Origin of the sequence: Paenibacillus sp. NPDC101420, from assembly GCF_050277435.1 — a bacterium.
In the GTDB taxonomy this organism is placed as follows: domain Bacteria; phylum Bacillota; class Bacilli; order Paenibacillales; family Paenibacillaceae; genus Paenibacillus_AQ.
Genome location: NZ_JBNNSE010000002.1, coordinates 414,216 through 439,319, shown reverse-complemented (window position 1 = coordinate 439,319; position 25,104 = coordinate 414,216). Strand labels below are relative to the sequence as shown.

At 44.1% G+C, this 25,104-nt stretch carries 23 protein-coding genes, 1 pseudogene and 1 riboswitch; of the genes and pseudogenes, 3 read left to right on the top strand and 21 right to left on the bottom strand.

Annotation, left to right across the window (positions count from 1 at the left end):
• Positions 1-36 precede the first annotated feature (36 nt).
• The 17 genes from ccsA to mscL form a co-directional block, all read right to left on the bottom strand.
• A complete protein-coding gene (ccsA, locus tag ACQKMP_RS10740) occupies positions 37-1,299 on the bottom strand; it encodes a cytochrome c biogenesis protein CcsA (protein ID WP_042190256.1) in 1,263 nt (420 codons plus the stop codon).
• Positions 1,296-2,981: a cytochrome c biogenesis protein ResB gene (gene resB / locus ACQKMP_RS10735; RefSeq protein WP_427469363.1), complete on the bottom strand. Its 1,686-nt coding sequence runs from the start codon at positions 2,979-2,981 to the stop codon at positions 1,296-1,298. The genes ccsA and resB overlap by 4 nt, the downstream gene beginning before the upstream one ends.
• Positions 2,981-3,502: a redoxin domain-containing protein gene (locus ACQKMP_RS10730; RefSeq protein WP_042190261.1), complete on the bottom strand. Its 522-nt coding sequence runs from the start codon at positions 3,500-3,502 to the stop codon at positions 2,981-2,983. The genes resB and ACQKMP_RS10730 overlap by 1 nt, the downstream gene beginning before the upstream one ends.
• A 120-nt stretch (positions 3,503-3,622) precedes the next feature.
• Positions 3,623-4,381, bottom strand: coding sequence for a pseudouridine synthase (locus tag ACQKMP_RS10725; RefSeq protein WP_036676166.1), 759 nt, complete (start codon positions 4,379-4,381; stop codon positions 3,623-3,625).
• Between the two features lie 20 nt (positions 4,382-4,401).
• Entirely contained in the window at positions 4,402-4,746 is a 345-nt protein-coding gene (locus ACQKMP_RS10720; protein WP_042190263.1) for a hypothetical protein, read from the bottom strand.
• A gap of 66 nt (positions 4,747-4,812) precedes the next feature.
• Positions 4,813-5,301 carry a spore maturation protein gene (locus tag ACQKMP_RS10715; RefSeq protein WP_042190265.1) on the bottom strand — a complete coding sequence of 163 codons (489 nt, stop codon included), beginning with the start codon at positions 5,299-5,301 and terminating at the stop codon, positions 4,813-4,815.
• A 52-nt stretch (positions 5,302-5,353) separates the two neighbouring features.
• A complete protein-coding gene (locus ACQKMP_RS10710; protein WP_042190267.1) occupies positions 5,354-6,019 on the bottom strand; it encodes a nucleoside recognition domain-containing protein in 666 nt (221 codons plus the stop codon).
• Positions 6,020-6,054: 35 nt separating this feature from the next.
• Positions 6,055-7,254: a D-alanyl-D-alanine carboxypeptidase family protein gene (locus tag ACQKMP_RS10705; RefSeq protein WP_427469362.1), complete on the bottom strand. Its 1,200-nt coding sequence runs from the start codon at positions 7,252-7,254 to the stop codon at positions 6,055-6,057.
• Positions 7,255-7,420: 166 nt separating this feature from the next.
• Complete coding sequence (ytfJ, locus tag ACQKMP_RS10700; RefSeq protein ID WP_427469361.1) at positions 7,421-7,933, bottom strand: GerW family sporulation protein; 513 nt, start codon at positions 7,931-7,933, stop codon at positions 7,421-7,423.
• Between the two features lie 84 nt (positions 7,934-8,017).
• Positions 8,018-8,731, bottom strand: coding sequence for a DUF2953 domain-containing protein (locus ACQKMP_RS10695; protein ID WP_379424376.1), 714 nt, complete (start codon positions 8,729-8,731; stop codon positions 8,018-8,020).
• A 186-nt stretch (positions 8,732-8,917) separates the two neighbouring features.
• Positions 8,918-9,520, bottom strand: coding sequence for an SMC-Scp complex subunit ScpB (scpB, locus tag ACQKMP_RS10690; RefSeq protein ID WP_042190273.1), 603 nt, complete (start codon positions 9,518-9,520; stop codon positions 8,918-8,920).
• Positions 9,489-10,280, bottom strand: a complete 792-nt coding sequence (locus ACQKMP_RS10685; protein ID WP_042190275.1) for a segregation and condensation protein A — start codon at positions 10,278-10,280, stop codon at positions 9,489-9,491. The genes scpB and ACQKMP_RS10685 overlap by 32 nt, the downstream gene beginning before the upstream one ends.
• 135 nt (positions 10,281-10,415) lie before the next feature.
• Positions 10,416-10,883 (bottom strand): 6,7-dimethyl-8-ribityllumazine synthase, encoded by a 468-nt coding sequence (gene ribH / locus ACQKMP_RS10680; RefSeq protein WP_042194286.1) that lies wholly within the window; start codon positions 10,881-10,883, stop codon positions 10,416-10,418.
• 36 nt (positions 10,884-10,919) lie between these two features.
• Positions 10,920-12,173 (bottom strand): bifunctional 3,4-dihydroxy-2-butanone-4-phosphate synthase/GTP cyclohydrolase II, encoded by a 1,254-nt coding sequence (locus ACQKMP_RS10675; RefSeq protein ID WP_042190277.1) that lies wholly within the window; start codon positions 12,171-12,173, stop codon positions 10,920-10,922.
• 62 nt (positions 12,174-12,235) lie between these two features.
• Complete coding sequence (gene ribE / locus ACQKMP_RS10670; RefSeq protein WP_427469360.1) at positions 12,236-12,904, bottom strand: riboflavin synthase; 669 nt, start codon at positions 12,902-12,904, stop codon at positions 12,236-12,238.
• A gap of 101 nt (positions 12,905-13,005) precedes the next feature.
• Entirely contained in the window at positions 13,006-14,106 is a 1,101-nt protein-coding gene (ribD, locus tag ACQKMP_RS10665; RefSeq protein WP_042190282.1) for a bifunctional diaminohydroxyphosphoribosylaminopyrimidine deaminase/5-amino-6-(5-phosphoribosylamino)uracil reductase RibD, read from the bottom strand.
• A 216-nt stretch (positions 14,107-14,322) separates the two neighbouring features.
• Positions 14,323-14,498: riboswitch (FMN riboswitch) on the bottom strand.
• 248 nt (positions 14,499-14,746) lie between these two features.
• Positions 14,747-15,151 (bottom strand): large-conductance mechanosensitive channel protein MscL, encoded by a 405-nt coding sequence (gene mscL, locus ACQKMP_RS10660; protein ID WP_076299560.1) that lies wholly within the window; start codon positions 15,149-15,151, stop codon positions 14,747-14,749.
• Positions 15,152-15,509: 358 nt separating this feature from the next.
• Here mscL and ACQKMP_RS10655 point away from each other — a divergent pair.
• Positions 15,510-15,593 (top strand): annotated as a pseudogene (locus ACQKMP_RS10655) (DNA-binding response regulator); the annotation flags it as partial.
• 38 nt (positions 15,594-15,631) lie between these two features.
• A complete protein-coding gene (locus ACQKMP_RS10650) occupies positions 15,632-16,735 on the top strand; it encodes a sensor histidine kinase (protein WP_427469359.1) in 1,104 nt (367 codons plus the stop codon).
• 81 nt (positions 16,736-16,816) lie between these two features.
• Here the strand turns inward: ACQKMP_RS10650 and ACQKMP_RS10645 are convergent, their stop codons facing one another.
• Positions 16,817-20,260 carry a collagen binding domain-containing protein gene (locus ACQKMP_RS10645; protein ID WP_427469358.1) on the bottom strand — a complete coding sequence of 1,148 codons (3,444 nt, stop codon included), beginning with the start codon at positions 20,258-20,260 and terminating at the stop codon, positions 16,817-16,819.
• A 280-nt stretch (positions 20,261-20,540) separates the two neighbouring features.
• On the opposite strand from ACQKMP_RS10645, the gene ACQKMP_RS10640 reads away from it, so the two are divergent.
• On the top strand, positions 20,541-21,299 hold the full coding sequence (locus ACQKMP_RS10640) for a TIGR02206 family membrane protein (RefSeq protein ID WP_427469357.1): 759 nt from the start codon (positions 20,541-20,543) through the stop codon (positions 21,297-21,299).
• A 58-nt stretch (positions 21,300-21,357) separates the two neighbouring features.
• On the opposite strand, the gene ACQKMP_RS10635 is transcribed toward ACQKMP_RS10640, so the two are convergent.
• The 3 genes from ACQKMP_RS10635 to ACQKMP_RS10625 all read right to left on the bottom strand — a co-directional run bounded on the left by ACQKMP_RS10635 (position 21,358) and on the right by ACQKMP_RS10625 (position 25,010).
• A complete protein-coding gene (locus ACQKMP_RS10635; RefSeq protein WP_042190291.1) occupies positions 21,358-21,789 on the bottom strand; it encodes a peptidylprolyl isomerase in 432 nt (143 codons plus the stop codon).
• A 145-nt stretch (positions 21,790-21,934) separates the two neighbouring features.
• Entirely contained in the window at positions 21,935-23,269 is a 1,335-nt protein-coding gene (gene lysA / locus ACQKMP_RS10630) for a diaminopimelate decarboxylase (RefSeq protein ID WP_076284538.1), read from the bottom strand.
• A gap of 127 nt (positions 23,270-23,396) precedes the next feature.
• On the bottom strand, positions 23,397-25,010 hold the full coding sequence (locus tag ACQKMP_RS10625) for a spore germination protein (RefSeq protein ID WP_427469737.1): 1,614 nt from the start codon (positions 25,008-25,010) through the stop codon (positions 23,397-23,399).
• Positions 25,011-25,104 lie beyond the last annotated feature (94 nt).

Sequence of the window (25,104 nt, the reverse complement as noted above, 5' to 3'; positions counted from 1 at the left end):
TAAATCCATTGTGCTGTGTTAGCAGGTAAACTATGCTCAGTCCGTCCCCGCATAAGAATGAAGTCCGGCGATGACTAGATTAACGCCAACTAAGGTAAACATTACGACCAAAAAACCTAGAACGGCAAGCCAGGCAGATTTTCGCCCTTGCCATCCACGAGCCAATCGTAAATGAAGATAAGCACTATAGAAGAGCCAAGTAACGAGTGCCCAGACTTCTTTGGGGTCCCATCCCCAGAATCTTCCCCAGGCTATTTGCGCCCATATCATTGCAAAAATCAAAGCGCCTAATGTGAAAATAGGAAAGCCAATGGCTATCGCCCTATACGTTATCTCATCTAGATCGCCTTCATCAATCCCCTCCATAACCGGGTGAATCGCTGCGCCTAGTGGCTTGCGTACGATCAAGCGAAGAATTCCGTAAAGGAGTAATCCGGAAAGAATCGACCAGATTACAGTATTAAACTTCCGGCCAGCATTCACACCATTCATCCATGAAGGAGCTTCAAAGAGAGGTTCTTTCATGCCAAGAAACGACTGGAAGCTTTCTATTTCGCTATTGTGAGGAGCCACAATCGGCGGCATTCGATAACTCACTTTCTCTATTGTACTATTTTCCTGCCCTGCGCTGTCAATCGTAACGTTGGGACGGACAAAAACAGTCTCATAACCTGCTCCGCGGAAAGCAAAAACTGAACCCAGAAACCCAATTATAACAATGATTGAAAAGAGAGTAAATTCAATCAGTCTCTGTTGCTTACGATCCGCCTTCTCTTTACTGGAAAAATTAACAGTCCGTAGCAGATACATCAGCCCTGCCGCAAAACCTACCGCGAAAAAGGATTCACCTAGTGCTGCCAGTGTTACGTGAATCTTGAGATAGTTCGATTGCAGGGATGGAATTAACGGCTGAACCTCCTGTGGAAATACAGCTGCGTACGCCATCACAATAATGCTAATTGGAACTGCAAACAGACCGAGAATAACTTTGCGATAGATCGCGTACATCACTGTAAAGGCTACCATAACCATCATGGATAAGAAAGTCATGAACTCATACATATTGCTGACTGGAATATGTCCTGCACCAAACCAACGTGTAAAGAAATAAATAAGATGAAAGATAAGACCTATAGAAGAAACAATAAAAGCTATTTTACCCCATCGAGCAGTATGTTCCTCTGGCTTGCGGCCCGACCACTTGCGACCCATGATAGCGATAGTGAATAACATAAACGACCCGCTGTATAATAAGAATGCGGCAATAAAGACGGCACTGCTGATATCGAGCAAGCTCATGTAAGGCCTCCTCCATTATCTATTGATTTTTCATCGACTACCATATCTACTTTTTCTAAAATAAAAACGATCTCACGACGGAAACCGAACCAATTCTTGTTCGTATGTCCTCCGAGTATTAGCTCTCCGTTTATAACGGTAAGCCAGATGCGTCTATGCTGCCAGTAAAATCCAAGGATTAAACCTAGCATCACGATTGCTGCACCTAACCATACAAAAGGCATTGCACGATCAATACGTATATTCAAGTATGTAGTCGATTCCGAAAAATCAACATCGCTCATGTTGTCCACTTCAAGCTCAAGAAATCTATTGCTGCCACCAAGCTTATCGTTAATAGCCACCTGCTGAAACTGAGACTTATCTACCTGCTTAGGAAAATAGAAGTACTGCTGCCCTTCCGCTGGCAAATTCGGTCCTTGAATCAAGAATAAGAATGCTGGTGCATTCGGATAAGGCGACTTAGATATCGGCTGACCATCCTCATTCAGTCCAAAATCCATATACTTCTCTTTTAAAGTCATCGTATAGGGTCCCGCTGTAATTGTACGCTGCGGATTCTTCATATCCAGTTTGAATTTACCGTACGACTCCCCAGTGGTGGAATTTTTAAGCACAGGCTGTACAGAACGCAGTACAGGTGTTAGATCATAATCAAACTGATACGCTTTCAATCCTTTATAATCCAAAGGTGAGTTTACTTGGATATTATGCGTTGTCGCCTCGGTAAGCTGCGGTTCCTTAGTAGGATCTGCGCAATCCGCGGTACATTTATAAAGCACTGCTTTAGTTTGGAATAATTTTGGTAGGATCTTTTTGCCTCGAAACTCCTCAGGCATCTCTTCATCTGTGTAGAACTCTACGGTGAATTTCTCGTTTTTTAAATAGTAGGTAGTATCCGGAATCTGTGTAATCTCCCCTTGCGGGAAAGCAAGATGCTGATCCATGTTGAGACCCGGCAATCCTCTTGCCAGTACAGCAAGTAAAAAAATAATCAAACCAATATGTATTACGTAAGGCCCCCAGCGGCTGAAGCGGTGTTTCTCTGCCAGCAGAGCTCCTCCATCCGTCTTGACTCGGTAGCCCTTTTTACGCATAGGCTGAACCACCCGAGCAACCCAAGCTTCTGGTTCTTCTTGCACTTCAGTAACTAGCACAGCCTTTTGCCGAGTTAAGAACTGACGATGTTTCCGAATCTTCTGCCTAGTTAATGCCTTATATAGCGGAAGTACTCTGTCCAAACTACAAATGACTAATGAAGCACCAATCATTACGAGTAGAGTCACAAACCACCAGGATTCGTATGTATGTGAAAGTCCAAGCTTATAGTAGATGTCCCCAGCTGTTCCGTACTCCTGCTTATAATAACTCGATGCATCAATATTAAGGAAAGTACTCTCCTGAGGGAAAATGGTTCCCAGCATAGAGCCTAACAGTGTCAAAACGATTAGATATATCGCTATTTTGACAGATGAAAAAAAGTTCCAAACTCGATCAATAATGCTTGGATTAACACGCTGCGAACGACGGGCTACACCATCATAACGCATTTCCAGATTCTCGCCCCAGTCCGATTCTTTGCCAAGCGGTTTTCCGCATGCTTCACATAGAACAGTGCCTACAGGGTTCTGATGGCCGCATTCACATTTGGTATTGGTTATAAAAGCCTCGCGTTCACTCATCAATCCACCAGCTTCCCAATTTGATCATCTAGTGAATCTAAATCAAGCTGGCCAATATGAATGCTGTCAATTTTACCCTTTGCATTAATAAAAAAAGTAGTGGGGAGCGGAGAAATACCATAACTTCGTACAGCGTCTCGTCCCGTGTCCATCAAAATCGGAAAATCAATATTGACTTGCTTCACAAAATTCTCGACAGTCATCTGATCTTCACCTACGTTGATTCCAATAACGACTACATCTTTGTCCTTCCATTTTTCCCATTGTGCTTGGAGAGCCGGCATTTCTTTTACACATGGCGTGCACCATGAGCCCCAGAAATTCAGCACAATAGCCTTACCCTTATACTCGTCTAACGTATGCCCAAGTCCATCAAGACCCAGCAAATCAATGGCAGGCGCTTTACTACCTTCCTCTGGTTTTCCGCTTCCACCAAATACAGAGGAACCAATGGCATAACCACCCACTAGAACGATTAGAAACAGAATTACGATTTGAATTGGTTTTCTCGCTTTACCCACATGTAAAGCCCCCTTCTGTGACGCAACTCATACTTATGTTGTAAGGTGTGAACATCCTATGAACATTATAGCGAATTTCGTCACAGTATTAGGGGGTTTAATTGTGAATATTGTGTGTCTTTATGACTCTTTACGTGGAGTTCTTTCTTTGAGTAATCCTGCTTTGGCAATTTGCTGCAGATGGTTAATTTCATCTTTAGTCAAATGACGGTAAGATCCACGTTTAAGATTTTGCAGCATAATATCCCCGAATGAAATCCGCTTCAGACGGAGAACGGGGTGTGAAATCGCATCAAACATGCGTCGTACCTGACGGTTACGTCCCTCGTGAATCGTAATGCTGATTACTGCTTCTTTATTCGCTTCATCAATATCTTTGTACTCTACTTCGGCAGGCGCTGTCATACCATCTTCCAGCTTGATCCCAGCCTTTAGCTTGTCCAGTGCAGTACCGTGCGGAATACCCTTGACCGTAGCGTGATACGTCTTAGGTACATGATGCTTAGGATGGGTAAGCAAGTTAGCGAAATCTCCATCATTCGTTAACAGCAGCAGTCCTTCCGTATCATAATCCAGACGGCCTACAGGGTAAACCCGTTCTGTAATTCCTTTAAGGTAGTCTGTTACAACCTTGCGACCCTTTGGATCGGAAGCACTTGTAATGACTCCTTTAGGTTTGTTGAACATAATATAGATTTTGTTCTCGCCCCGGATCAGTCTACCGGAGACTTTAATAATATCTGTTGCGGGGTCCACCTTCGTGCCAAGCGTAGTTACGAGTTCCCCGTTGACTTCCACTTTACCGGCCAAAATCATTTCTTCACACTTACGTCTGGACGCCACACCTGCCTGCGCCAAAATTTTCTGTAATCTTTCCATTTTCGACTAGTCACCTCAGATTAATGATAACCATCAGAGGGATAAATCACAAGTTCATTCCATGGAAAAAATGCGCCTGGGCAGTAATTATTGTGGGGTTCGATGATTAAAGGGGAGATTTGGTAGCGCTCTACCAGTTCTAAAATGAGTTTACCTGTGGCAAATAGCTGTTCCTTCCTTCCAGATAATGGAGGAATGCCATCTTCCCTGCTGAAATCACCTTCCAAGCAAATGTGAATATACTCCGGATCGGTCAGCAGTGGTGCTGCATAAATGGCTCCGTCCACACCAACCCAGAAATCAAAGCCTTTGCCATTAATGGAAGTACAGCGAGACTGATGCAGAATAAAACCTTTGTAGTTCATAGCGGATTGCCTCCCTCCACATTGCTGCAATAGCATATGTCGAGGAAGGAAAGGGGGTGACGCCTCCTACCCAAAAAGCAGGAGGCAGACCGCGATCGCGGCGACGAAGCCAACAACATCGGAGAATAGACCTACCTTAAGTGCATAACGTCCATTACGCACACCAACGGCTCCAAAATAAACCGTTAATACATAGAGCGTTGTGTCCGTGCTGCCTTGTATGGTGGAGGCAATCATGCCGATTAGAGAATCCGGACCATGAACGCGAATCAGATCCGTGGTATAAGCAAGCGAGCCTGTCCCAGTGAGGGGCCGCAGAAGGCCGAGCGGCAGTACTTCTGGAGGTACGCCAAGTCCCCGCAGAGCAGGAGATATGAATCCCATTAGGAAGTCGAGTGCGCCCGATGCGCGAAAGACGCTGATCGCCACAAGCATTCCCACAAGATGAGGAATAATCGCGATTGCCGTTCCAAATCCATCCTTCGCCCCTTCAACAAATGACTCATACACCGGGACTTTACGCGTAAAAGCATAGAGCGGGATGAACGTAATCATGACCGGAATCGCCCATGCCGATAGGAGACTGATTAACTGGTACAAGTCATGCTCACCCTTTCAATGAAGAATTAGGCAGCGACGTCTTGGCCAATGGAGCAGAACCAGACTTTGCTGACGGCGGCTTTGGAGGTTTGCGCAGCAATGTCATCCTTCGGAAAAACCGGTCAGCCGCTATAGCCGCAAGAGTCGCCACAGCCGTTGCGGCGAGGGTTGTGCCTACTATTCCCGCAGGATCTGCCGAATTGTAATTCAATCGGATCGCAATTAGTGTCGCGGGAATTAGCGTAATGCTTGCTGTGTTAAGCGCCAGTAAGGTACACATGGCTGGTGTGGCCGTTTCTTTATCCGGGTTGAGCTTCTGCAGCTCCTGCATCGCCTTGATTCCCATAGGTGTAGCCGCATTGCCAAGTCCAAGCAAATTAGCGCTCATGTTGGAGAGAATATATCCGATTGCAGGATGGCCCTTCGGCACATCTGGAAAGAGGAAGGCTACGATTGGCCCAAGAATCTTGGCTATTTTTTTAAGCAAACCAGCATCCTCTGCGATCCGCATGATTCCTAGCCAGAATACAAGCACACTTATTAAGCCGAAACTTACTGTAACCCCACTCTTGGCTCCGTCGAATACGGCGGCTGTAAATTCATCCATTCTGCCGTTAACGGCGGCGAACAGAAAACCGATGATGATCATTCCTAGCCAGATCCCGTTAATCATGGATACGCCTCCCTCTTCATTATTCAGCTATCTGCTTACTTGGAACTTTCACCCAATTTAAATAACGCCTTCAGTGCACTCCCTATAGCCTGAAACCAATTATCAGCAGGATAAGTGTGTGCTTGCGTTGTACTGTATTTTTTAGTATAAGCGGATTCCTCAGGTGGTAAGGACTCTCGTGTATATACTGGAACCCGGCCTATCTCCTTGCCACCTAGATCAAGAACGAGAACCCCTTGTAATCCAAAGTTTGATCTTGCAGCTTTGGCTGACGCCGAAGGGATCTGATTTAAGACAAGTTTGGTGGTCACTCTATCCTGCTCCCCTTGTCCGAGCGGATAGGCGAATTTTTTGGCTGTCACGAAGTCATAACCGCTCACGGGGTCCCCGCGTTCGATCATTGTTTTTAGTGGGTAGTGATTAAATCCAAAGTTTAGCAGTGAGGCATGATCATTCCAGTCATCCCCATCATTTATGGTCACTGCGACAAGCTGCTGGCCGTTTCTGGTCGCTGAGCTGACAAGGCAGCGTAGCGCTTTTTTGGTATATCCTGTCTTCACACCGTCTGCGCCCTCATATAAGTACAGCATTTTATTTTTGTTTCTCCACTTGTAATCCCATTTCTCATTTGGATTGTCCGCAGTTTTCTCCTGTGTCTTCACAATTTGCTTAAATACAGGATTATGAAGAGCATACGCCGTCAGTACGGCTAAGTCGTTAGCACTCGAATAATGACCTTCAGCATCTAGACCATGCGGATTAGCAAAATGAGTGTTTTTTAATCCGAGCTCTTCAGCCTTATTGTTCATCAGGTATACAAACCCTTCTTCAGAACCGCCGATATGTTCAGCGATCGCTGTTGCCGCATCATTCCCAGAGCGCAGCATTAGACCATACAGCATATTTTCCAGCGTCATCTCTTCACCTTGCTGTAAATAAATAGAGGAGCCTTCTTTGGCGAAAGCATTTTTACCAACTTTGACTTTGGATGCTAAATCACCATTCTCAATAGCGACGAGGGCGGTCATTATTTTAGTCAGGCTGGCAATAAGCATCGGCTCATCTCCTCGACTGCTATACAAAATACGCCCGGATTCCACATCAATCAGCGCCGCTGCCCGTGCATGCGTAGATATGGAGCTGTTCTCCGCATGAATCAAAGTTAGCGGTGTCAGAAACAGCAGCAAAATGCTCAGTAATAAGGCGGTTGGAAATTTACGGGTTATTGTCTTCATATTTATCCTCCGGATTCTTATCGGTTCTTAAGTAAAGTCATTCATTTCATGCTTATGTTGTACAAGTGTATGCGGACCAGCCTTAGGGTATGTCCTCTCCACACAAAAAGGGACACCGCCTGATGTAAGGCGATATCCCCGAGGCTATTTGTACAATTATGTGTACCTAATGTGTTGAAGATTGGGATGTACTTGGATCGGGTTTAGCAGGTGCTTGTGCTTGTGGTGCTTGTGATGCTTGTGATGCTTGTGTAGCAGTTGACCCAGCTTGACCTGAAGTACTGCTGCTTTGGAACATGGTCTGGATTTTGTCGATGAGCCCAGGCGTAGCATCGATAATTTTTTCGAACAAATGCGTTTGATTGTCGAGTGGCACAATGTTTACCCCATCTTTACCAACCACTAGAAAAGCGATCGGTCTGATGGAGACACCGCCCCCACTACCGCCACCAAAAGGAAGCATTTTGACACCGCCTTGGGAGCTTGATCCACTTATAGAATCCTCTACTCGATAATCACTACCCCCTGCAGCAAATCCAAAGGCCACCTTACTAATCGGCAGAATAATACTACCGTCAGGTGTTTGTACTGGATCTCCAACAATCGTATTAACATCTACCATACCCTTGATATTTTCCATCGCTGTTTGCATTAGGCCCTGAATAGGATGGTCGCTCATATTGTTTCCTCCTTTAATTGAGTACGATTTCTCTTGCTTCTACAGCGCTTATCATCCCCACATCCACGCATTTGTATGTAACTTTCATTCTAAACTTTGCCCATGAGACTCCCTACGCATCCGTTTTAGTAATTTTCTCCACTTACTGATTCCCCCCGCCTCCCTCAAGACACGAAGAAGAAGCTGCAATGATGCGTATACGGCATAGGAAACGGACAATTTACCCTCACATACGAACTCCATTGAAAAAGAATGCTCATCTTGAAAAATAGGCTTCACAAACACTCGTGGATTGTGCTTCAATTTGACCCTCTGCGAAATAAATCCAACGATGCTCCATTTCAATCCCCAGACGGCTCCTGATACTATGGCAGTGTCTGCCGCATCACCTAGTGAGAAGTCTGTGGACCAGTCGAGCTTTGATATTTTGACATGTGATACAGTTTCCTTGAACCACTTCTTCAATCCACGTGTGGATCTCACTGCTAGCTGTACATTGTCCCGCCAGCGCTCAATTCTTTCTTTATCGAATTGCTCTTCCTTTACAGTGTCAACACCTGTAGTCGCGGTACCCGTCTCTTTAAACTTCCCAAGCACGCCTTGCTCCAATCCCTTAAAGACCAATCGAGGCAGTTCATAGTGCAGTTTGATCAGACCAAAAAGTGTCTTAACATCTAACTCGATCAGATCATTTTTGTCATGTTTATAGCACCGGATGCGGAAATCGATAGATGAAGACAGAACCAGGATCATTGCCAGTACCAGCAATCCGAGGGGTATTCCAAGCCATAACGTCACGTATTTACCTCCAAGAAACCTTAATAATGGGAACCTTTGGTTTAGTATGGCAATTTAATCTGGAAAAAATTCGGGGTTTGGCTAAAAAATGTGACTCTACAAAAAAATAGGGACTGCCCATAAACCATTATGAATGGTTTATGGGCAGTCCCAGCAATACAAATCATTGCGGAATAACAAAATAAACTAAGGTTGCTCTATATCCTCGAACGTCATTTGAGTATCCAGCTTATTGAACAATAGCTGTGTCTCCTCTTCCAAATTATCAGTGGATTCGAAGTTAGATGGTTCTGGCAGCTCATTCAGACTTGCTAGGCCAAAGCTCTCCAAGAATGATTTAGTCGTCCCATATAAGATTGGACGCCCTACGGCCTCCGCACGACCTACCTCATGGATCAAATCCTTGTTATTCAGCGTATGAATAGCACGTTCGGATTTCACGCCTCGAATCTCTTCGATCTCCACCCGTGTAATGGGCTGACGATAGGCCACGATCGCCAATGTCTCTAATGCGGCCTGAGACAAGGTTGATCTGGATGGGGAATAAGCCAAGCGTTCAAAATAATGGGCATGCTCAGGTAATGTAGCCAACCGATAATTCCCGGCAATTTGGACTACCTGCAATCCCCGCTCCTGTGTTACATAATCCTCTTTTAGTTCTTCTAATGCTCCAGCCGCAAGCTCTGGCCGCTGCTCCGTAATCTCGGCGACTTGCCGTACGGAGATCCCTTCATCACCTGATAGAAACAACAGGCCCTCAATAATCGATTTCAGCGTTTTGTAATCCATTGAAGTGTTCTCCTCCTCTCCACTCCATTACGATGTCCTCAAACAATTTCTCTTGATAGCAAAAAATCGCCTTCATTTTCATCAGTTCCAGAATCGCAAGAAAAGTAACTACGATTTCGTGTCGCGCCATTTCATCGTGAAGCAGTGCTGAGAAATGGAGCCTTCCGCCTTTTCCTCTGCGCTGCAGCGCATCCGATACATCACGTATACGATCTTTTACCGATATTTCGTCCCGGGTGATCCGCTGGTAAGATGACCTTCTTGCCGCCTTACTAAGTGCCTTACGGAAAGCAGCTATAAGGTCGGAAGTATGTAGTCCTTTTAGCGTATGGTCAATCTCTTCAGGCACGTATGGACCCAGATCCTCCGGCTCCTTCGTAAAAATCAAGCTCCGCTCGCTCTCCATATCCATTAAATGAACAGCAATACTCTTGAATTTACGATACTCAATCAGTCGCTGAACGAGTTCAGCTCGTGGATCAAATTCATCTTCTTCGTAATATTCAAAATCATCGATCTCAATGACCGGTGGTTTGGGCAGCAATAGCTTGCTCTTTATAGATAATAGGGTTGCGGCCATCACGAGAAATTCACTCGTAATATCCAGTTCAAGCTCCTGCATACTTCGCAGGTATTCCATATACTGTTCGGTGATCTCGGCGACCGGAATGTCCTGGATGTCGATTTCCGCCTTATCGATTAAATGCAAAAGCAGATCCAGCGGACCTTCAAACGTTTCCAGCTTGTACAATACAGTCACGAAGCATCCTCCCGCCTAAAAAAGTAAAGTGCAGCGCCCTAATGGACGCTACACAAGTAGAAAGGGCTCTATAATCCATGCTTTCTTCTTATACTATAAATAAGCACGAATTCGACTGATTCGTCAATAGCTGTCTTACTTAAACAATTTGTTAAGATTCGCCATTTCAATCGCAGCAGTCGCAGCATCCCAGCCTTTATTCCCTGCTTTGGTTCCTGAACGCTCAATGGCCTGTTCAATATTCTCAGTAGTTACTACGCCAAAAATCGTCGGCACGCCGGTTTTAAGATTGATCGCAGCTACCCCTTTTGCAACTTCATTACATACATAATCATAGTGCGTTGTAGAGCCACGGATAACAGTTCCTAAAGTGATTACAGCGTCGTATTTACCGCTTTCCGCCATTTTTTGAGCGATTAACGGAATTTCAAACACACCTGGAACCCAAGCAACATCTACTTCATCATCGTTAGCACCGTGGCGTTTAAATGCATCAAGTGCACCTGACAAAAGCTTGCTGGTAATAAATTCATTAAAACGTCCTACTACGACTCCGTATTTTAACCCCTCGGAAACTAAATGTCCTTCTAAATATTTCGGCATATCATTCATCTACCCTTCGTTTTTTATTGTGTGTGATTATACTTTCGAATCCTCATTTTGTTCAATGTCGTCAAAAGACAGCAAATGCCCAAGTTTCGCCTGCTTCGTATGGAGATAATTAGTATTATCCTTATTCTCCGGCATTTGAATTGGCACTCGCTCAACAACTTCCAATCCATAACCTTCCAACCCTTTGATCTTTCGAGGATTGTTCGTTAAGAGACGAATTTGACTTATACCTAGATCCTTCAGAATTTGTGCTCCAATTCCGTAATCACGCAAATCTGCTGGAAAACCAAGCTTTAGATTGGCATCTACAGTATCGAGTCCTTCTTCTTGAAGCTTGTAGGCTTTAAGCTTATTAATAAGACCAATGCCCCTGCCTTCTTGACGCATATAAAGCAACACGCCTCTACCAGCAGCTTCGATCTGCCGAAGCGCTGCTTCAAACTGGGGACCACAATCGCAGCGATGGGAGTGGAAAACGTCACCGGTTAAGCATTCGGAATGTACTCGTACTAACACTGGCTCATCACCGGAAATATCGCCCTTCACCAATGCTACATGTTCTTTATCATCCACTTCATTTGTATAGGCAATGGTCTGAAACTCACCGAAATCAGTAGGCAGACGTACAGACACCTCGCGATTGACGAGCTGTTCCTTCTCATTCCGATAGTGAATGAGGTCTTTGATGCTGATCAACTTAAGATCATGCTTCTTAGCAATCTCAACCAGATCAGGCAACCGGGCCATCGAGCCATCTTCATTGATGATTTCACAAATCACACTGGCTGGATATGCACCACACATACGGGCTAAATCAACAGCAGCCTCTGTATGTCCGGAACGGCGTAGTACGCCACCTTTTTTCGCAATCAGCGGGAACATATGGCCAGGTCTACGGAAATCAGACGGCTTCGCTTTAGGGTCAATCATGGCCTTTACAGTCAAGGATCTTTCCCCTGCTGATATACCAGTAGTTGTATCTATATGGTCAACCGATACAGTAAAGGCTGTGCCGTGATTATCTGTATTGTGACTGACCATAGCCTGTAGTTCAAGCTCTTCCGCACGCTCAGCGGTAATTGGCATGCAGACCAAACCACGTCCCTCAGTGATCATAAAATTGATGACTTCTGGTGTCGCCCGTTCAGCAAGAGCTATAAAATCCCCTTCATTCTCACGATCTTCATCATCCACCACGATAATGACTTTGCCGCGCATTAAATCATATATCGCTTCTTCAATCGGATCCAAGACACTATCCTTCTTCGATTGTTCGCTCATGATCCTATCCTCCCAATAGCTTTACGAAGGATTATTCCCTTCTTCGTAAGCTTACTCATTATTTAAACAAATCCGTTTGCCGCCAAGAAATCACGACTAATCCCGGAACTGCTATCACTTTCTTCATCCTGTGCAGCTGAGCCATAATGAAGAAGATGACCTACATATTTGCCCAGGACATCACACTCAATATTCACACTATCTCCTGCCCGCTTATAAGTTAGCACAGTTTCCCCTAACGTATGCGGAATAATGGATACAGTAAGCGATGAAGCCGTCGTCTTTACTACTGTTAAGCTAATGCCATCAATCGTGATCGACCCTTTAGGGATGATATATTTAAACAGCGATTTGCGATCCGGCGCAATCTCATAGACTACTGCATTTTGATCACGCTTTACACTTTTGATGACAGCAGTGCCATCTGCATGTCCCTGAACAATATGACCTCCAAATCGACCACCGGCTGCCATTGCTCGCTCCAGATTCATCCGACTGCCAGGACGTAGCTCCTTCAGATTACTGTTTCGATAGGTCTGAGGCATGACATCCACTGTAAAATAGTTCTCGCCTAAAGCTGTCGCTGTAAGACAGACGCCATTAACCGATACGCTATCACCAATCTTCAAATCATCCATGATGACGGAAGCGGCAATGTTCAGCACCATCATTTCTCCACCGGTGGAGACACTTCTCAGAGTGCCAACTTCTTCGACTAATCCAGTGAACATGCTTTCCCTCCTAGGAGTTTTGTGTGAGTAACACTTCTCCGCTATCTCTCCGAACAAAACTTGCTCCGGAAGCACACGATTGAGTTTTGTAACCATTCACTTTAGCGTACCGGAGTACCGCTGATACATACATTATCTCCGAGCACTTTTACTTCCAATCCCTCCAGAGAAATCGCATCCTTCATTAGCTCTATACCAGGAAATACGAACGTCCCTTTCGCTTCAGCACCACCGCCAACAATCTTTGGAGCGAAAAAGAGAATCACTCGATCAACTAGCCCACTCTCCAGCATCGCACCATTTAGCGTGCCTCCGCCTTCAAGTAAAATCGATCCGATTTCCATTTCACCGAGTGTTACCATAGCAGCCTTCAAATCCACCCGTGGTCCTGCTCCGCTAACAATGATTTGCACACCTGCTTGAAGAAGTGCTGCTTTCTTTTCATCATCTGCGGCTTCAGTTGTCACGATGATAGTAGGCGCTAGACCGTCACTTACAACTGCTGAATCCAAAGGAATACGTAGTCCAGAATCAATCACAATCCGTATCGGATGAATACCCGGCACTTCCGTTCTTGTCGTCAGTGAAGGATTATCTGCAATCACTGTGTTCACACCGACCATTATTCCCTGATGCCGATGCCGCAGCGTATGTACGATCTCCCGCGCTTCACCATTTGAAATCCATTTACTGTCTCCAGATTTGGTAGCTAGGTTACCATCCAGCGTGCTGGCACTCTTGAGCGTAACAAAAGGCTGTTTTGTTAAAATATACTTGATAAAACGCTCATTCAACCGCAGCGCACGTTCTCGCAGCAACCCTACTTCTACTTCAATGCCATGCTCACGCAGCATTTGAACGCCGCGACCCGCAACCTGAGGGTTAGGGTCTTCACAAGCGACTACCACTCTGGCTACTCCCTCGTCGATCAGCCTTTGGCTGCAGGGCGGAGTCTTGCCATAGTGACTGCATGGTTCCAGTGTTACGTAGGCAGTGCTGCCCTGTGCTTGGCCAGCCGCCATATTCAAGGCATGAACCTCAGCATGACCTGTTCCGCGCTGCAAATGAGTTCCAAGTCCAATCATCGCTCCATTCTTTACAACAACACAGCCAACAACAGGGTTAATTCCCGTCTGTCCTTGGGCCCGTTCTGCCATATCCAGCGCTAACGACATATAAAACTCGTCATTCATATTATCCATCTCGTTCCCCCTATCCACTTACTGTCTATCTGATGCGTAAAAACAGAAAAACCCATCTCATTCTCCAGGAGGAGTAAAGATGGGTTATGCGAGAGTTTATCGGCAGTCCAAATAAAAGTGTGCGTAAATAACCGTCAAACGACGGCAATTGTGAAATATCGCACATAATAAATGAAAACACTGCAGTCCACCTGTCTATTACAGACAAGCGGTTAACCTCTCCTTCTTCCATCCAGACTATACTGTCGGTCCCGGAATTTCACCGGGTCCACCGTTCGCGTCAACAACGCGAGCCGGGTAGCGGACTAAGTGTGGTAGATAAACTTAATAAATAAGCACTCTACAACAACATCACCGCCGGTAGGGAATTACACCCTGCCCTGAAGGATTGATCCTTTATTTAATTGAGGTTCAACTTTTCCTTACTAACAAAATTATCACTTACACCTTCGAAATGCAAGTGCGTTTTATATATTTACTTAAAATTTGTAACTTAATTCTGAGAGGTATGGTGATTACTAGAAGAAACGACATGGTTATACATAGCCTGCAAATGTACAGTTAAAACCCATTCCATACATTTACATAACAAAAGAAAAAGCGCCTGGACTGTATCTCCAGGCGCTTTTTCTTTTTCCAATTACAATCCGCGTTCTTGTTGTTTCAACAAATCACGAATTTCCGTTAGCAACACGATATCTTCTGCGGGTGCTGGCGTCTCCACCACTTCAACTTTAACGGCTTCTTTGCGCTGGAATTTATTAGCCAGTTTAATCACCATAAAGATTGAGAAGGAAATAATAAAGAAATCAACTACCGCCTGCAAAAATTGCCCATAAGGGATAAGCAGTTCATTATGCATAACCATAACACTTAGAGCCCGATCCTTCAGATCTATACCACCTGTTATCAAGCCAACAATTGGCATAATGATGTCAGATACTAATGAAGTCACAATCTTACCAAAAGCTGCTCCGATAACGACAGCAATGGCTAAATCTAGTACATTTCCTTTCAGGGCAAAAGCTTTAAACTCTTTCCACATCTTCCAATTCTCCTCCAACCTATTGAATTTGAAATTATTATAGCATAGCCGCTTCCCAAATCTTAAGGCTTGTTAAGAAACTATTAAGTTTACTTTTTACTTTTACATGCCGCCATTGGGAAGTTCGCCTGTTTCATCTTTGGTATGTGGACGGTTTTATAATAGCCTTAAGTTTTTCAAAGAGCTAAACAAACTGTTTCCCATCGATCCTCGCCAGCCTTCAAATAAGGATTTCAATCGAGAATATTGTATACTTCTTGTAGTACGGACGGTATAGAGGCCTGTATAAAAATTCGGGAAACACAAAAATTCCCGATCTGCCAAGGGTCAGGAACTAGATAAAATCACTGGACTCAGTAATACACTCATCGTACACATTCGAAAAATCAGAGAAAAAATTGAAGCTAATTCAAGAAAATCACAGTATTTAAAGACGGTATAGGGCGTTGGCTACAAACTGGAAAAAGGAGGTTCTTCTAGATGAACTTTAAAAGATTCGATACCTTATCTTGGAAAATAGTTGGCTTTAGCCTAACGAGTCTAGCTCTTACAGCAGCAATTTTATTGGTCGGCTATTATGGGACATCCCTTTTGCTATGGCTCAATCCTTCTCATTCCTTCTGGGGCGTTAAACTCATCCGCTGGGTGACCAATAACATCGGTTCTACTCCTATAGTGATTCTTATTGGGGTTCCTTTATTTATTTTTTTCATCCTGAAGCTATCCAGAAATACAACAAGCCATCTTCATAACATTTCAAGCGGGGTTCAAGCGATTGCTGACGGCAATTTATCTTTCAAGATACCAGTAACAGGAACGGATGAACTCGGTAAACTCGCGGAAAATATGAACCTCATGGCGGGTAAGCTAAAATCCGCTATAGATGAAGAACGAGCAGCAGCGAAAGCCAAAAACGACCTAATCACTGGTGTATCCCATGATCTTCGAACCCCTCTAACTTCTGTACTGGGATTCCTGGAATATGTGGAAAAGGATCGTTATAAGAACGAGGTTGAGCTGCGTTATTATGTGAATATCGCCTATGAGAAATCCCTGACTCTTAAAAAGCGAATCGACGATTTATTTGAATATACACGTGTTAGCAGCAACGGGCTTCCCCTTAATATGGAGCCTGTAGATCTCGGCAAGCTGCTCGAAAAGCTTGTCGAGGAATTCGCTCCCGTATTGGAGCAAGCGGATATGACCTGCCGTATTCATACGGATATGAGCCCTTTGATTATCCATGGTGATGCGGACGAGTTAGTACGATTATATGAGAATCTATTTACCAATGCGGTTAGATACGGTAAAGAAGGTAAGATTCTAGATATTTCCGTTTATAGAAAAGGTGACAGTGTGATTGTTACATGCACGAATTACGGTAACCCGATCCCTGCCACGGACCTCCCCCACTTATTCAAGCGATTTTATCGTGTAGATAAGTCACGTTCCAGGGAGACTGGCGGAAGCGGCTTAGGACTCGCGATTGCCAAGAGCATCACAGAGCTCCACGGTGGAACAATTTTAGCCAAAAGCTCACGTAAACAAACCGAATTCGAGACTTCCTTCCCTGCGAGTGAATAGGTTCTAAACACAAACAAAAGCACCCGACTATAATCACGCCGGGTGCTTCTTTCAGTTCAATTTCTAATCATACTTATTCACTTACTTTAAGTTTCCTCCACGTCTAAACACACGGTTTAGAATATAGCCTATGGCTATTAATCCAATACCTGTCATGTAGAGCGGCGCAGGGCTACTTTCTCCCGTCTTTGGAAGCTGAGGGGCACTTGAAGTGCTGTTGTTGACTGTACCTTTCGGAACTTCCTCATCAACAATGTCGACTTCACCCAAAGGAACATTTTCATCTGTAATAACTAAATCAGGAGCTCCTACTTCTTCTGATGTCGCGGATTCCAGATCGGTCGTATTCCCAGGGCCAGCAGGTACTGCCGGATCATTGATGATTACTCCTGGCGCCAGCGAACTCGTAGGTGTAGGTGTTAACGGACCTCCTGGGGCTCCTGAGGTTGGTGTAGACGCAGGTCCTGATGTCGGCTCTGTTGACGGAGTAGCCGTCGGTTCCGATGAAGCTGCTGGTGTTGCGGTTGGGACTATAGTTGGTTCTGGCGTTGCAGTAGGCGTAGGCTCAACTACTTTATGATTCGTAATTACGAGTTGATTCGTTGATGAGGAATGAATGGACACTGGATGCTCTGTAGGATCAAGTACATAGCCACTAGGAGCTGTCGTCTCAATCAATACGTAGTTACCCAACCATAATTTATTGAATGTTGCTGTACCAGCGGAATCTGTGGCTAAGCTATTAATAAATACCCTGTCTGAGCCGTTAAGGCGATAGAGTGCAAAAGTTGCATCTGCCAGCGTCTTCAAGTTGTCCTCTGCATCCAGCTTCTTGATCATCAAGGAACCTCTAACCCCGCTGCCTGATCCTGATCCACTCGACACACCGACGATAATTTCTTTAGAAGAATCTTTGCTTATTTCGATAACATTAAAACCACTGAAACGAACAGTATTAGTAACCTTGTCTCCTGTATTCGCCATAATCAGGGATTGATAGTCGAGAATATAAGGTTTACTAATCTCCTTGGCGAAGCTTAAAGCAAACGACTGCTTGCCGTCTACATCCGTTTTTATTTCTAAGCTGTAATCGATACCCTGAATCAATTCAGGTCCACTTTTTGTTACATCCCCGTTTTCAGCTACGCTTGTAGGATACAGATGGAATGAATCCTGCAGCAGAATCTGATTAGCGCTAGGAATATCTTTGATTAACGCATTCTTCACAGTAGACTGACTACGATTAATTTGAATGCCCCAATCGATTTTTTCGCCATTCTGAACACCATTTTTCAAGAGATATTCGTCTCCATAAGGAATCTTTACGGTAGCGTTCAAATCCTTGGATACCTTTTTTGCCCCATCATAGAGACTGGCTTTATTATCAATAGAAGTGCCAATGACTTTGCCTTCAAGACTTGTATGAAATTCTATATAATAAGCGGATTGAATAGCATCTGTAAAGGAGAGCTTCAGCTCATTATTACCATTAACACTGTAAGTGTATTTGCTACTATTTACCTCGACACCTTTCGTTGGGTCTCCATTCTTAGCAACATTCATGGTGTACACTTTCAGCGATCCAGGAACCAGGGTTTGACCCGATTTCAAAATATCCACGACCTCTGGCTCTGCAACTGTTTTGCTATTATAGTTGACCCCTAATGTCCAAGCTAATTCTTTAGTTGAAGCATTATAAGAACCAAACTTCAAACCATTGCTTTTCGCTTCGGTTCTTGGAATAAATAGCCCTTCTGCTTCTGTTGTGCGAGGAATTTCGGACGTGTCTAACCAGTCCATCCTAACCTTGTTATTGAAATTTTCAGTATTAGACCAAATCCAATCCTTATTAAATTCCGTTGTATAGCTAATCGTATAAAGACCAGTAATCTGCGAATTAAAGACAACCTTGAATCCTTTATTAGCCTGAACAGGAGCATTGTAAACCAAACTATATTTGGAAGGATTCAATACATTCCCATTAGAATTTCTAATTACGAGTGATTCCGGAATAAACTTCAGTCCGCCAAACGGGAATGACTCCGTAACTTCAACCTGACCCATTGGATAGTTATCACTGTTTAATGTGACTTTCCATCCAACCGTTTTATTCTGATAATCTACGCCTGATAAGTTCTTATACAAAATGGCTGGCCGTATTAAGCGTGTAGCTTCTCCAGTATAGGTACTGTCCGTAACTGTATTAGTGATTATAGTATCTTCAAATACACGCTTTACAGCTTTGGTCTTATATTCGATTCGATAAGCAGATGTTACATCTTGTTTAAATTGCAAGGTGAATCCTGACTTCTTCACGTCTGAAGCTGCAACTACAGTGTAATCAATATCCTTGGTCAAAAGATTACTCAACGTCGCTGTACCCGCTGAATCCAGTTGCACCGTGTATACTTTTATCGAATTGGCTACTAACGCTTGAGAATCATCAAACAAATCCATTAGTACAGCATTTCCTTGCGGAATCGTTTTTTTATTATAGTTATATTCGATTGCCCAGGAAATGATTTGATTGCTCCAGTCATATCCGCTAGAGTACTTGTTCAAACTTCCTCCTCGTTCTACTTGAACAGTAGCAGAGGAACTTGCAGGAACTTGCCCATCTCCTGTAAAAGTCGCTGTATTCGTGAAGCTTAGCCGATGCTCATCAGTAATAGCTGTGGAGTATTCAATACGGTAAGCACTCGAAATCGCAGGATCAGTGAAACAAACATTTAACGATCCTCCAATGAACTCTGTAGAATATTTACTGGTATCGAGTAGTGCACCTTGTGTTACCGAACCGTCCAACTGGATACTCAGTTGATACACACTCACAGTAACCGGAGTGCTAAGTGACAAACCTGTTGGTATAGGGTCCGTTACGACTGCATTTCCAACAGTTTTTAATGATTTATTTACGTCAACAGACCATAGAATATGGTCTGCATTAAAACCCTGAGGAATCCCCCTCTTCTCAATGGTCGATCCTACATTCGGTTTGAAATTCACAGTAACCGTCTGAACACCACCGCTCACCGGAAATAAAATCTGCTGAACAGTACTTCCTGAGATTGTTTGTTTATCAAACTTAGTATTGATCCGAAGCGTTCCTTGCACGTCATCATGCGTTTCTATGTAGTCGTTAAAGATCATTGTTACTTGGTGTGATAACTGCTCGACTGTAAAAGTTCCTACATCTCCATCCTCTGAGACCAACAAGCCGCTAATATCATTAAAAAGCTGAAACTGCTCTGGAAGCTGAAAGGTAAAGGTGTCACCTTGCTTGTACGGATGAGCTTTAGGAAGAGACCACGTATAATCTAATGTTACATTAGCTTCTTGCTCATAGACGCTATCCGTAACCGTCTGCCCGTCTTCACCATATACAGCCATTGAGACACTGGTGATGATATTCCGCTCTTGATCGATTGCCGCTGCTTGTACTTGTGAAGTGAACCCGATGCCATAGGCATATTGTGCTACAAGCATCAGAATAACGATCATCACACTTATTCTTTTCTTTAACATTATCCTAAAGCCTCCAATTCCTTTTCCAATTTGATTTTTCTATGTTTGTATCCCCTCTTGAAGCATAATCTCTGCCATCCCTCATGCTCGTATGCTTCTTATGTAATTCCGCGCTCATTACCCCATCTTATGTTAAAATAATGAAAAGCCATCCTTTTGTGGGTAGCTGACAGAATGCATACATATATAACCATTTTTTGGATGTTTCGAAACAGAAAATATCAAAAATTTACAAAGATGTTTTTTGAAGTGCTTTTTAGGTACGAAGGAGGTTGGTTCCATGCATCTTTCATCTTATTTTGATCAACAGCGTACGGAGGATTTCATTATGTTCTCCCCTTCACATTGGATTGCTCTGTCTATCATTACATTGGTCTTTATACTGTTTTACAGTTTAAGATTCGAGATTCGGACTGATGTGAGACTTCGGCAAAGTGTGCGCTTGCTGCTGATTATTATTCTTTTGTTCTCAGAAACAGGTCTTCAAATATGGTACCTCTCTCAAGGCGTATGGCAATCCAGCAGCTCACTCCCGCTCGAACTATGCGGAATTACTTTACTACTATCCGTTATCATGCTGATCACTCGCAGCCGAGCACTATATTCCTTTCTGTATTTTGCTGGGATTGGTGGAGCATTCATTGCTTTACTCACACCGAATCTGGTCTATCCATTCCCTCATTTCCGATTTCTACTGTTCTTTATAGCACATGGTGGTATTGTTCTCGCTTCTCTTTATATGACCTGGATTGAGGGCTATAAGCCCACTTGGAAATCCCTCCTGTTCACCATGCTTGGACTAAACCTTGTGGCCGCTTGTGTGTGGATCGCCAATTACATCCTAGGATCTAACTACATGTTCCTATCTCATAAGCCCAGCACTTATTCTGTATTGGATTATTTCGGGCCTTATCCTTATTACCTGCTTGTTGAAGAGTTGTTTGCCTTCATTGTGTTTCTGCTCATGTATTTGGTATTCTTCTGGGTGCCAGAGCAACGTAAATCGAGACGTAAACGAATAAGCCGGATTCCTTATTAAAATAAGAAAAGGCCAGCCTCCGATAATCCGGAGACTAGCCTTTTTAAATTAAGAATTCTTAAGCTTCGATGATTTCTACCGAAGTCATTTTGTCGCGTCCTTTGAAAGTATCAACAAGATCCATACCTTCAACTACTTTACCGAATACAGTGTGAACTCCATCCAAGTGTGGTTGCGGTGCATAGCAGATGTAGAACTGGCTTCCGCCTGTGTTCTTACCCGCATGTGCCATAGCAAGTGTTCCGCGCTCGTGCTTGTTTGGGTTGATTTCGCAGTTGATTGTGTATCCTGGACCACCAGATCCAGTTCCGTTAGGACATCCGCCTTGAGCTACGAAACCAGGGATAACACGGTGGAATGTCAATCCATTGTAGAAACCATCTTTTGCTAGCTTTTCAAAGTTAGCTACAGTGTTTGGTGCATCTTGATCGAACAAGTCAATCAGCACTACGCCGCCATTTTCAAGAGTAATTTTCGCTTGCTTTGCCATATGTAAATGACCCCTTTCAAAATTAACAAATTTAGAATACCTCAATTATATTACTATGAAACTACGCACAAAGCAAAGCAAGCAGGAGTAATTCCTGCTTGCTCTTTATGCCTTACCAGTTTTCCCTACCTAACATTAACGGCTGTTACTTAGCAACAGCAGCTTGTTTAGCGATACGCTCAGGAACAATATCGTTGGCAATAAGATCATTATAGCTTTCGCGACGCACTACAAGATCGCTGTGTCCGTTCTGAACGAACACTAAAGCCGGACGACGAAGCCGGTTGTAGTTGCTCGCCATGGAGTAATTGTAAGCGCCTGTGCAGGCTACAGCCAACAGATCGCCGCTTTCAGCCTCAGGCAGCTCTACATCCCAGATCAGCATATCTCCGCTCTCGCAGCATTTACCAGCGATGGATACAGTTTCTGTAGCCTCTTCATTCGCACGATTAGCAAGTAATGCCTCATATTTAGATTGGTACAATGCAGGACGTGGATTATCAGTCATCCCACCGTCAACGGCAACGTACTTACGCACGCCTGGGATATCCTTGTTCGTACCTACTGTATAAAGTGTAGTACCTGCATCTCCAACAATACTACGGCCCGGCTCCACCCAAATTTCAGGCAAAGCATTATAGATACCAGCAAAATGAGTCTTCACGGCATCCGTAATTGCAGTTACATATTCAGAAACATGTAACGGGGTATCACCCTCAACGTAACGAATACCGAAACCTCCACCTAGGTTTACTACACGGAAGTCCACTTCCAAACCTTCTTTAACACTACGAGCAAAACTCGCTACACGTTCAACAGCAAGCTGGAATCCATCCGTTTCAAAAATTTGAGAACCAATATGGGAATGTACGCCAAGCAGCACTAAATTCTTTTTGCTGACTGCCGCTTTAACTGCTTCATAAGCCGATCCATTACCGATATCAAATCCAAATTTGGAATCGGTCTGGCCTGTTGTAATATACTCATGCGTATGAGCTTCGACACCTGGTGTCACACGTAACAAGATGTTAACCTTAACTTCTTTACGTGATGCAATCGACTGCAAAAGATTAAGCTCTACCAGATTATCGACTACAAAGCAGCCAATCCCGGCATCAATCGCCATTTCGATCTCTTCAGACGTCTTATTGTTGCCATGAAAATGAATGCGTTCTGCAGGAAAGCCAGCTTGCAAAGCAGTATAAAGTTCGCCATCAGATACAACATCAAGCGACAAGCCTTCTTCATCAGCCAAACGAACCATAGCCATTACTGAGAACGCCTTACTTGCGTAAGCTACTTGGAACCCAAGTCCAGAGGATTTAAAAGCATCCATATATTCCCGGCAACGTTGTCTCACCAATTGCTCGTCCAATATATATAGCGGGGTTCCATATTCCGCCTTCAATTCAGTTACATCACATCCGCCGATCTCCAAATGCCCAGCATCGTTAATTCGGCTAGTACCGTGTAGAAACATTCTTTAGTCCTCCAATTTCTGTGGAATATCAAGGTTCCACCCTGTCTTTAGTGTATTCAGTATAACAGACAGTGGGAACTCCATTGAATGGACTAATTTGCAGTAGTTTTGTATTTTCCTACGATTATTAATCATTCTTTTGAGTAGGCGGCACCCTTGTATTGTCTCTAGTTTTGTTGAAAGACGGCCTTGTCTTCGAGCTTAAGACTGGCTTGCGCACTAGAATTTCGCTCATTGCCTTTGCATTAAAAGGTATGAACGGCCACATATAAGAGGAGTTATAGGACCGATGGGTAGTTAGGAAAATAGTCAGTAGCGTCGTGCCAATCATAAATCCAGGCACCTGGAATGCCGCTACGGCTAGTAATAATACAAGCCTGACTATTCGATTCGCAAGACCCAGCTCATAACTCGGGGTCGCAAACATGCCTATGGAAGCTACAGCCATATATAGAACAACCTCGTTTACAAAAAGGCCGCTCTTCACCGCTATATCGCCAATCAATATCGCTGCAATCAGACCCATCGCTGATCCTAAAGGGGTTGGAGTGTGTACTGCGGCCATCCGCAGTAAATCAACCCCAAGCTCCACAATAAGAAACTGGGCGAGTATTGGAATTCTGGCGGTCTTTTGAGGTCCAATGAAGTCCAGCATAGCCGGCTTTAGTTCAGGATGAATGACAAGCAACATCCATAGCGGCAGCAGGAACATGGACGCAAATATACCGATGAAACGGACCCACCGTAAGTACGTTCCCATAAAAGGAGTCTGACGATTCTCCTCTGCATGTTGACAAAGATCAAAAAAGGTAGTCGGAAGAACAATAACAATTGGTGAGGTATCTACAAATATTATTACCCGTCCCTCCAATAAATTGGAAGCTACGACGTCAGGGCGTTCAGAATAACGCACCATAGGATATGGATTCCATCCACCGCCGATAATCGCCTCCTCTAATTGTTTATCTGCCAGAGGAATACCATCAATATCAATGCTTTTGATTTTGTCGATAACAGACTTGACCTGTGTTTTATCAACGATATCATCAATGTAAGCCACGCATACATCTGTTTGTGTCCGTCGCCCAACCCGAAATAGCTCATATTTTAACCCTGGATCTCGAATCCGTCTTCTGACAAGCGAGATATTGCTCAGTAAAGTCTCTGTAAAACCGTCGCGCGCACCGCGCACCACCCGATCAATCGAAGGCTCGGCTGGACTGCGACTAGGGTAAGAACGAGTATCCATGATGATAACTTTGTTCTCACCTTCGACGAATAGCACGCTCAAGCCTTCTAGTACCTTCTCGATACTTTCGCTTAAAGAATTCCCCTCTTCCACCTGGATGTGAGGGACATATTCATTCATAAAGCTAGACAGCACACCCGTAGACAGATTCTCAGAGGTGAGATAGGTCAGACGTTTTAGAATATCATCGGTCACATCTGTGTTGGTAAATCCACTTAAACAGAGTAGAGCTGTCTTATGTCCGCCAAAGGACATCTGTCTGAACGTTACATCAAAGCTTGTGCCCAGTCCCATTACCTCAGTAAGTGTTTGTTTCGTATCTTGCAGGGACATTGGGATTTCATCATTACCTTGCCAGTAAATGACGGATTCTTTTAACGAGTTGGAGTGCTCGCGATCCCGTTTCTTTTGTAGCTTGCCGCTCCCCTTTTGATTGCTGTCTTGTGACTCTTGTTGCGCTTGCTTCTTAGATAGTTTGGGCTTTGGCGTCACTTTGGCTTGAGATTCTTCCCCGGACTCTGTTGCGGACTCTGATCCGACTGTTTGTTGGGTATTCTGATCTTGCGCCTCATCTTCGGATTCCGAG

Excerpts from the sequence above, each read along its gene's own strand:
- ccsA (WP_042190256.1), bottom strand. The coding sequence starts at position 1,299 with ATGAGCTTGCTCGATATCAGCAGTGCCGTCTTTATTGCCGCATTCTTA.
- resB (WP_427469363.1), bottom strand. The coding sequence starts at position 2,981 with ATGAGTGAACGCGAGGCTTTTATAACCAATACCAAATGTGAATGCGGC.
- ACQKMP_RS10725 (WP_036676166.1), bottom strand. The coding sequence starts at position 4,381 with ATGGAAAGATTACAGAAAATTTTGGCGCAGGCAGGTGTGGCGTCCAGA.
- ACQKMP_RS10720 (WP_042190263.1), bottom strand. The coding sequence starts at position 4,746 with ATGAACTACAAAGGTTTTATTCTGCATCAGTCTCGCTGTACTTCCATT.
- ACQKMP_RS10715 (WP_042190265.1), bottom strand. The coding sequence starts at position 5,301 with ATGATTACGTTCATCCCGCTCTATGCTTTTACGCGTAAAGTCCCGGTG.
- ACQKMP_RS10710 (WP_042190267.1), bottom strand. The coding sequence starts at position 6,019 with ATGATTAACGGGATCTGGCTAGGAATGATCATCATCGGTTTTCTGTTC.
- ACQKMP_RS10705 (WP_427469362.1), bottom strand. The coding sequence starts at position 7,254 with ATGAAGACAATAACCCGTAAATTTCCAACCGCCTTATTACTGAGCATT.
- ytfJ (WP_427469361.1), bottom strand. The coding sequence starts at position 7,933 with ATGAGCGACCATCCTATTCAGGGCCTAATGCAAACAGCGATGGAAAAT.
- scpB (WP_042190273.1), bottom strand. The coding sequence starts at position 9,520 with ATGGATTACAAAACGCTGAAATCGATTATTGAGGGCCTGTTGTTTCTA.
- ribH (WP_042194286.1), bottom strand. The coding sequence starts at position 10,883 with ATGCCGAAATATTTAGAAGGACATTTAGTTTCCGAGGGGTTAAAATAC.
- ACQKMP_RS10675 (WP_042190277.1), bottom strand. The coding sequence starts at position 12,173 with ATGAGCGAACAATCGAAGAAGGATAGTGTCTTGGATCCGATTGAAGAA.
- ribE (WP_427469360.1), bottom strand. The coding sequence starts at position 12,904 with ATGTTCACTGGATTAGTCGAAGAAGTTGGCACTCTGAGAAGTGTCTCC.
- ribD (WP_042190282.1), bottom strand. The coding sequence starts at position 14,106 with ATGGATAATATGAATGACGAGTTTTATATGTCGTTAGCGCTGGATATG.
- mscL (WP_076299560.1), bottom strand. The coding sequence starts at position 15,151 with ATGTGGAAAGAGTTTAAAGCTTTTGCCCTGAAAGGAAATGTACTAGAT.
- ACQKMP_RS10650 (WP_427469359.1), top strand. The coding sequence starts at position 15,632 with ATGAACTTTAAAAGATTCGATACCTTATCTTGGAAAATAGTTGGCTTT.
- ACQKMP_RS10645 (WP_427469358.1), bottom strand. The coding sequence starts at position 20,260 with ATGTTAAAGAAAAGAATAAGTGTGATGATCGTTATTCTGATGCTTGTA.
- ACQKMP_RS10640 (WP_427469357.1), top strand. The coding sequence starts at position 20,541 with ATGCATCTTTCATCTTATTTTGATCAACAGCGTACGGAGGATTTCATT.
- ACQKMP_RS10635 (WP_042190291.1), bottom strand. The coding sequence starts at position 21,789 with ATGGCAAAGCAAGCGAAAATTACTCTTGAAAATGGCGGCGTAGTGCTG.
- lysA (WP_076284538.1), bottom strand. The coding sequence starts at position 23,269 with ATGTTTCTACACGGTACTAGCCGAATTAACGATGCTGGGCATTTGGAG.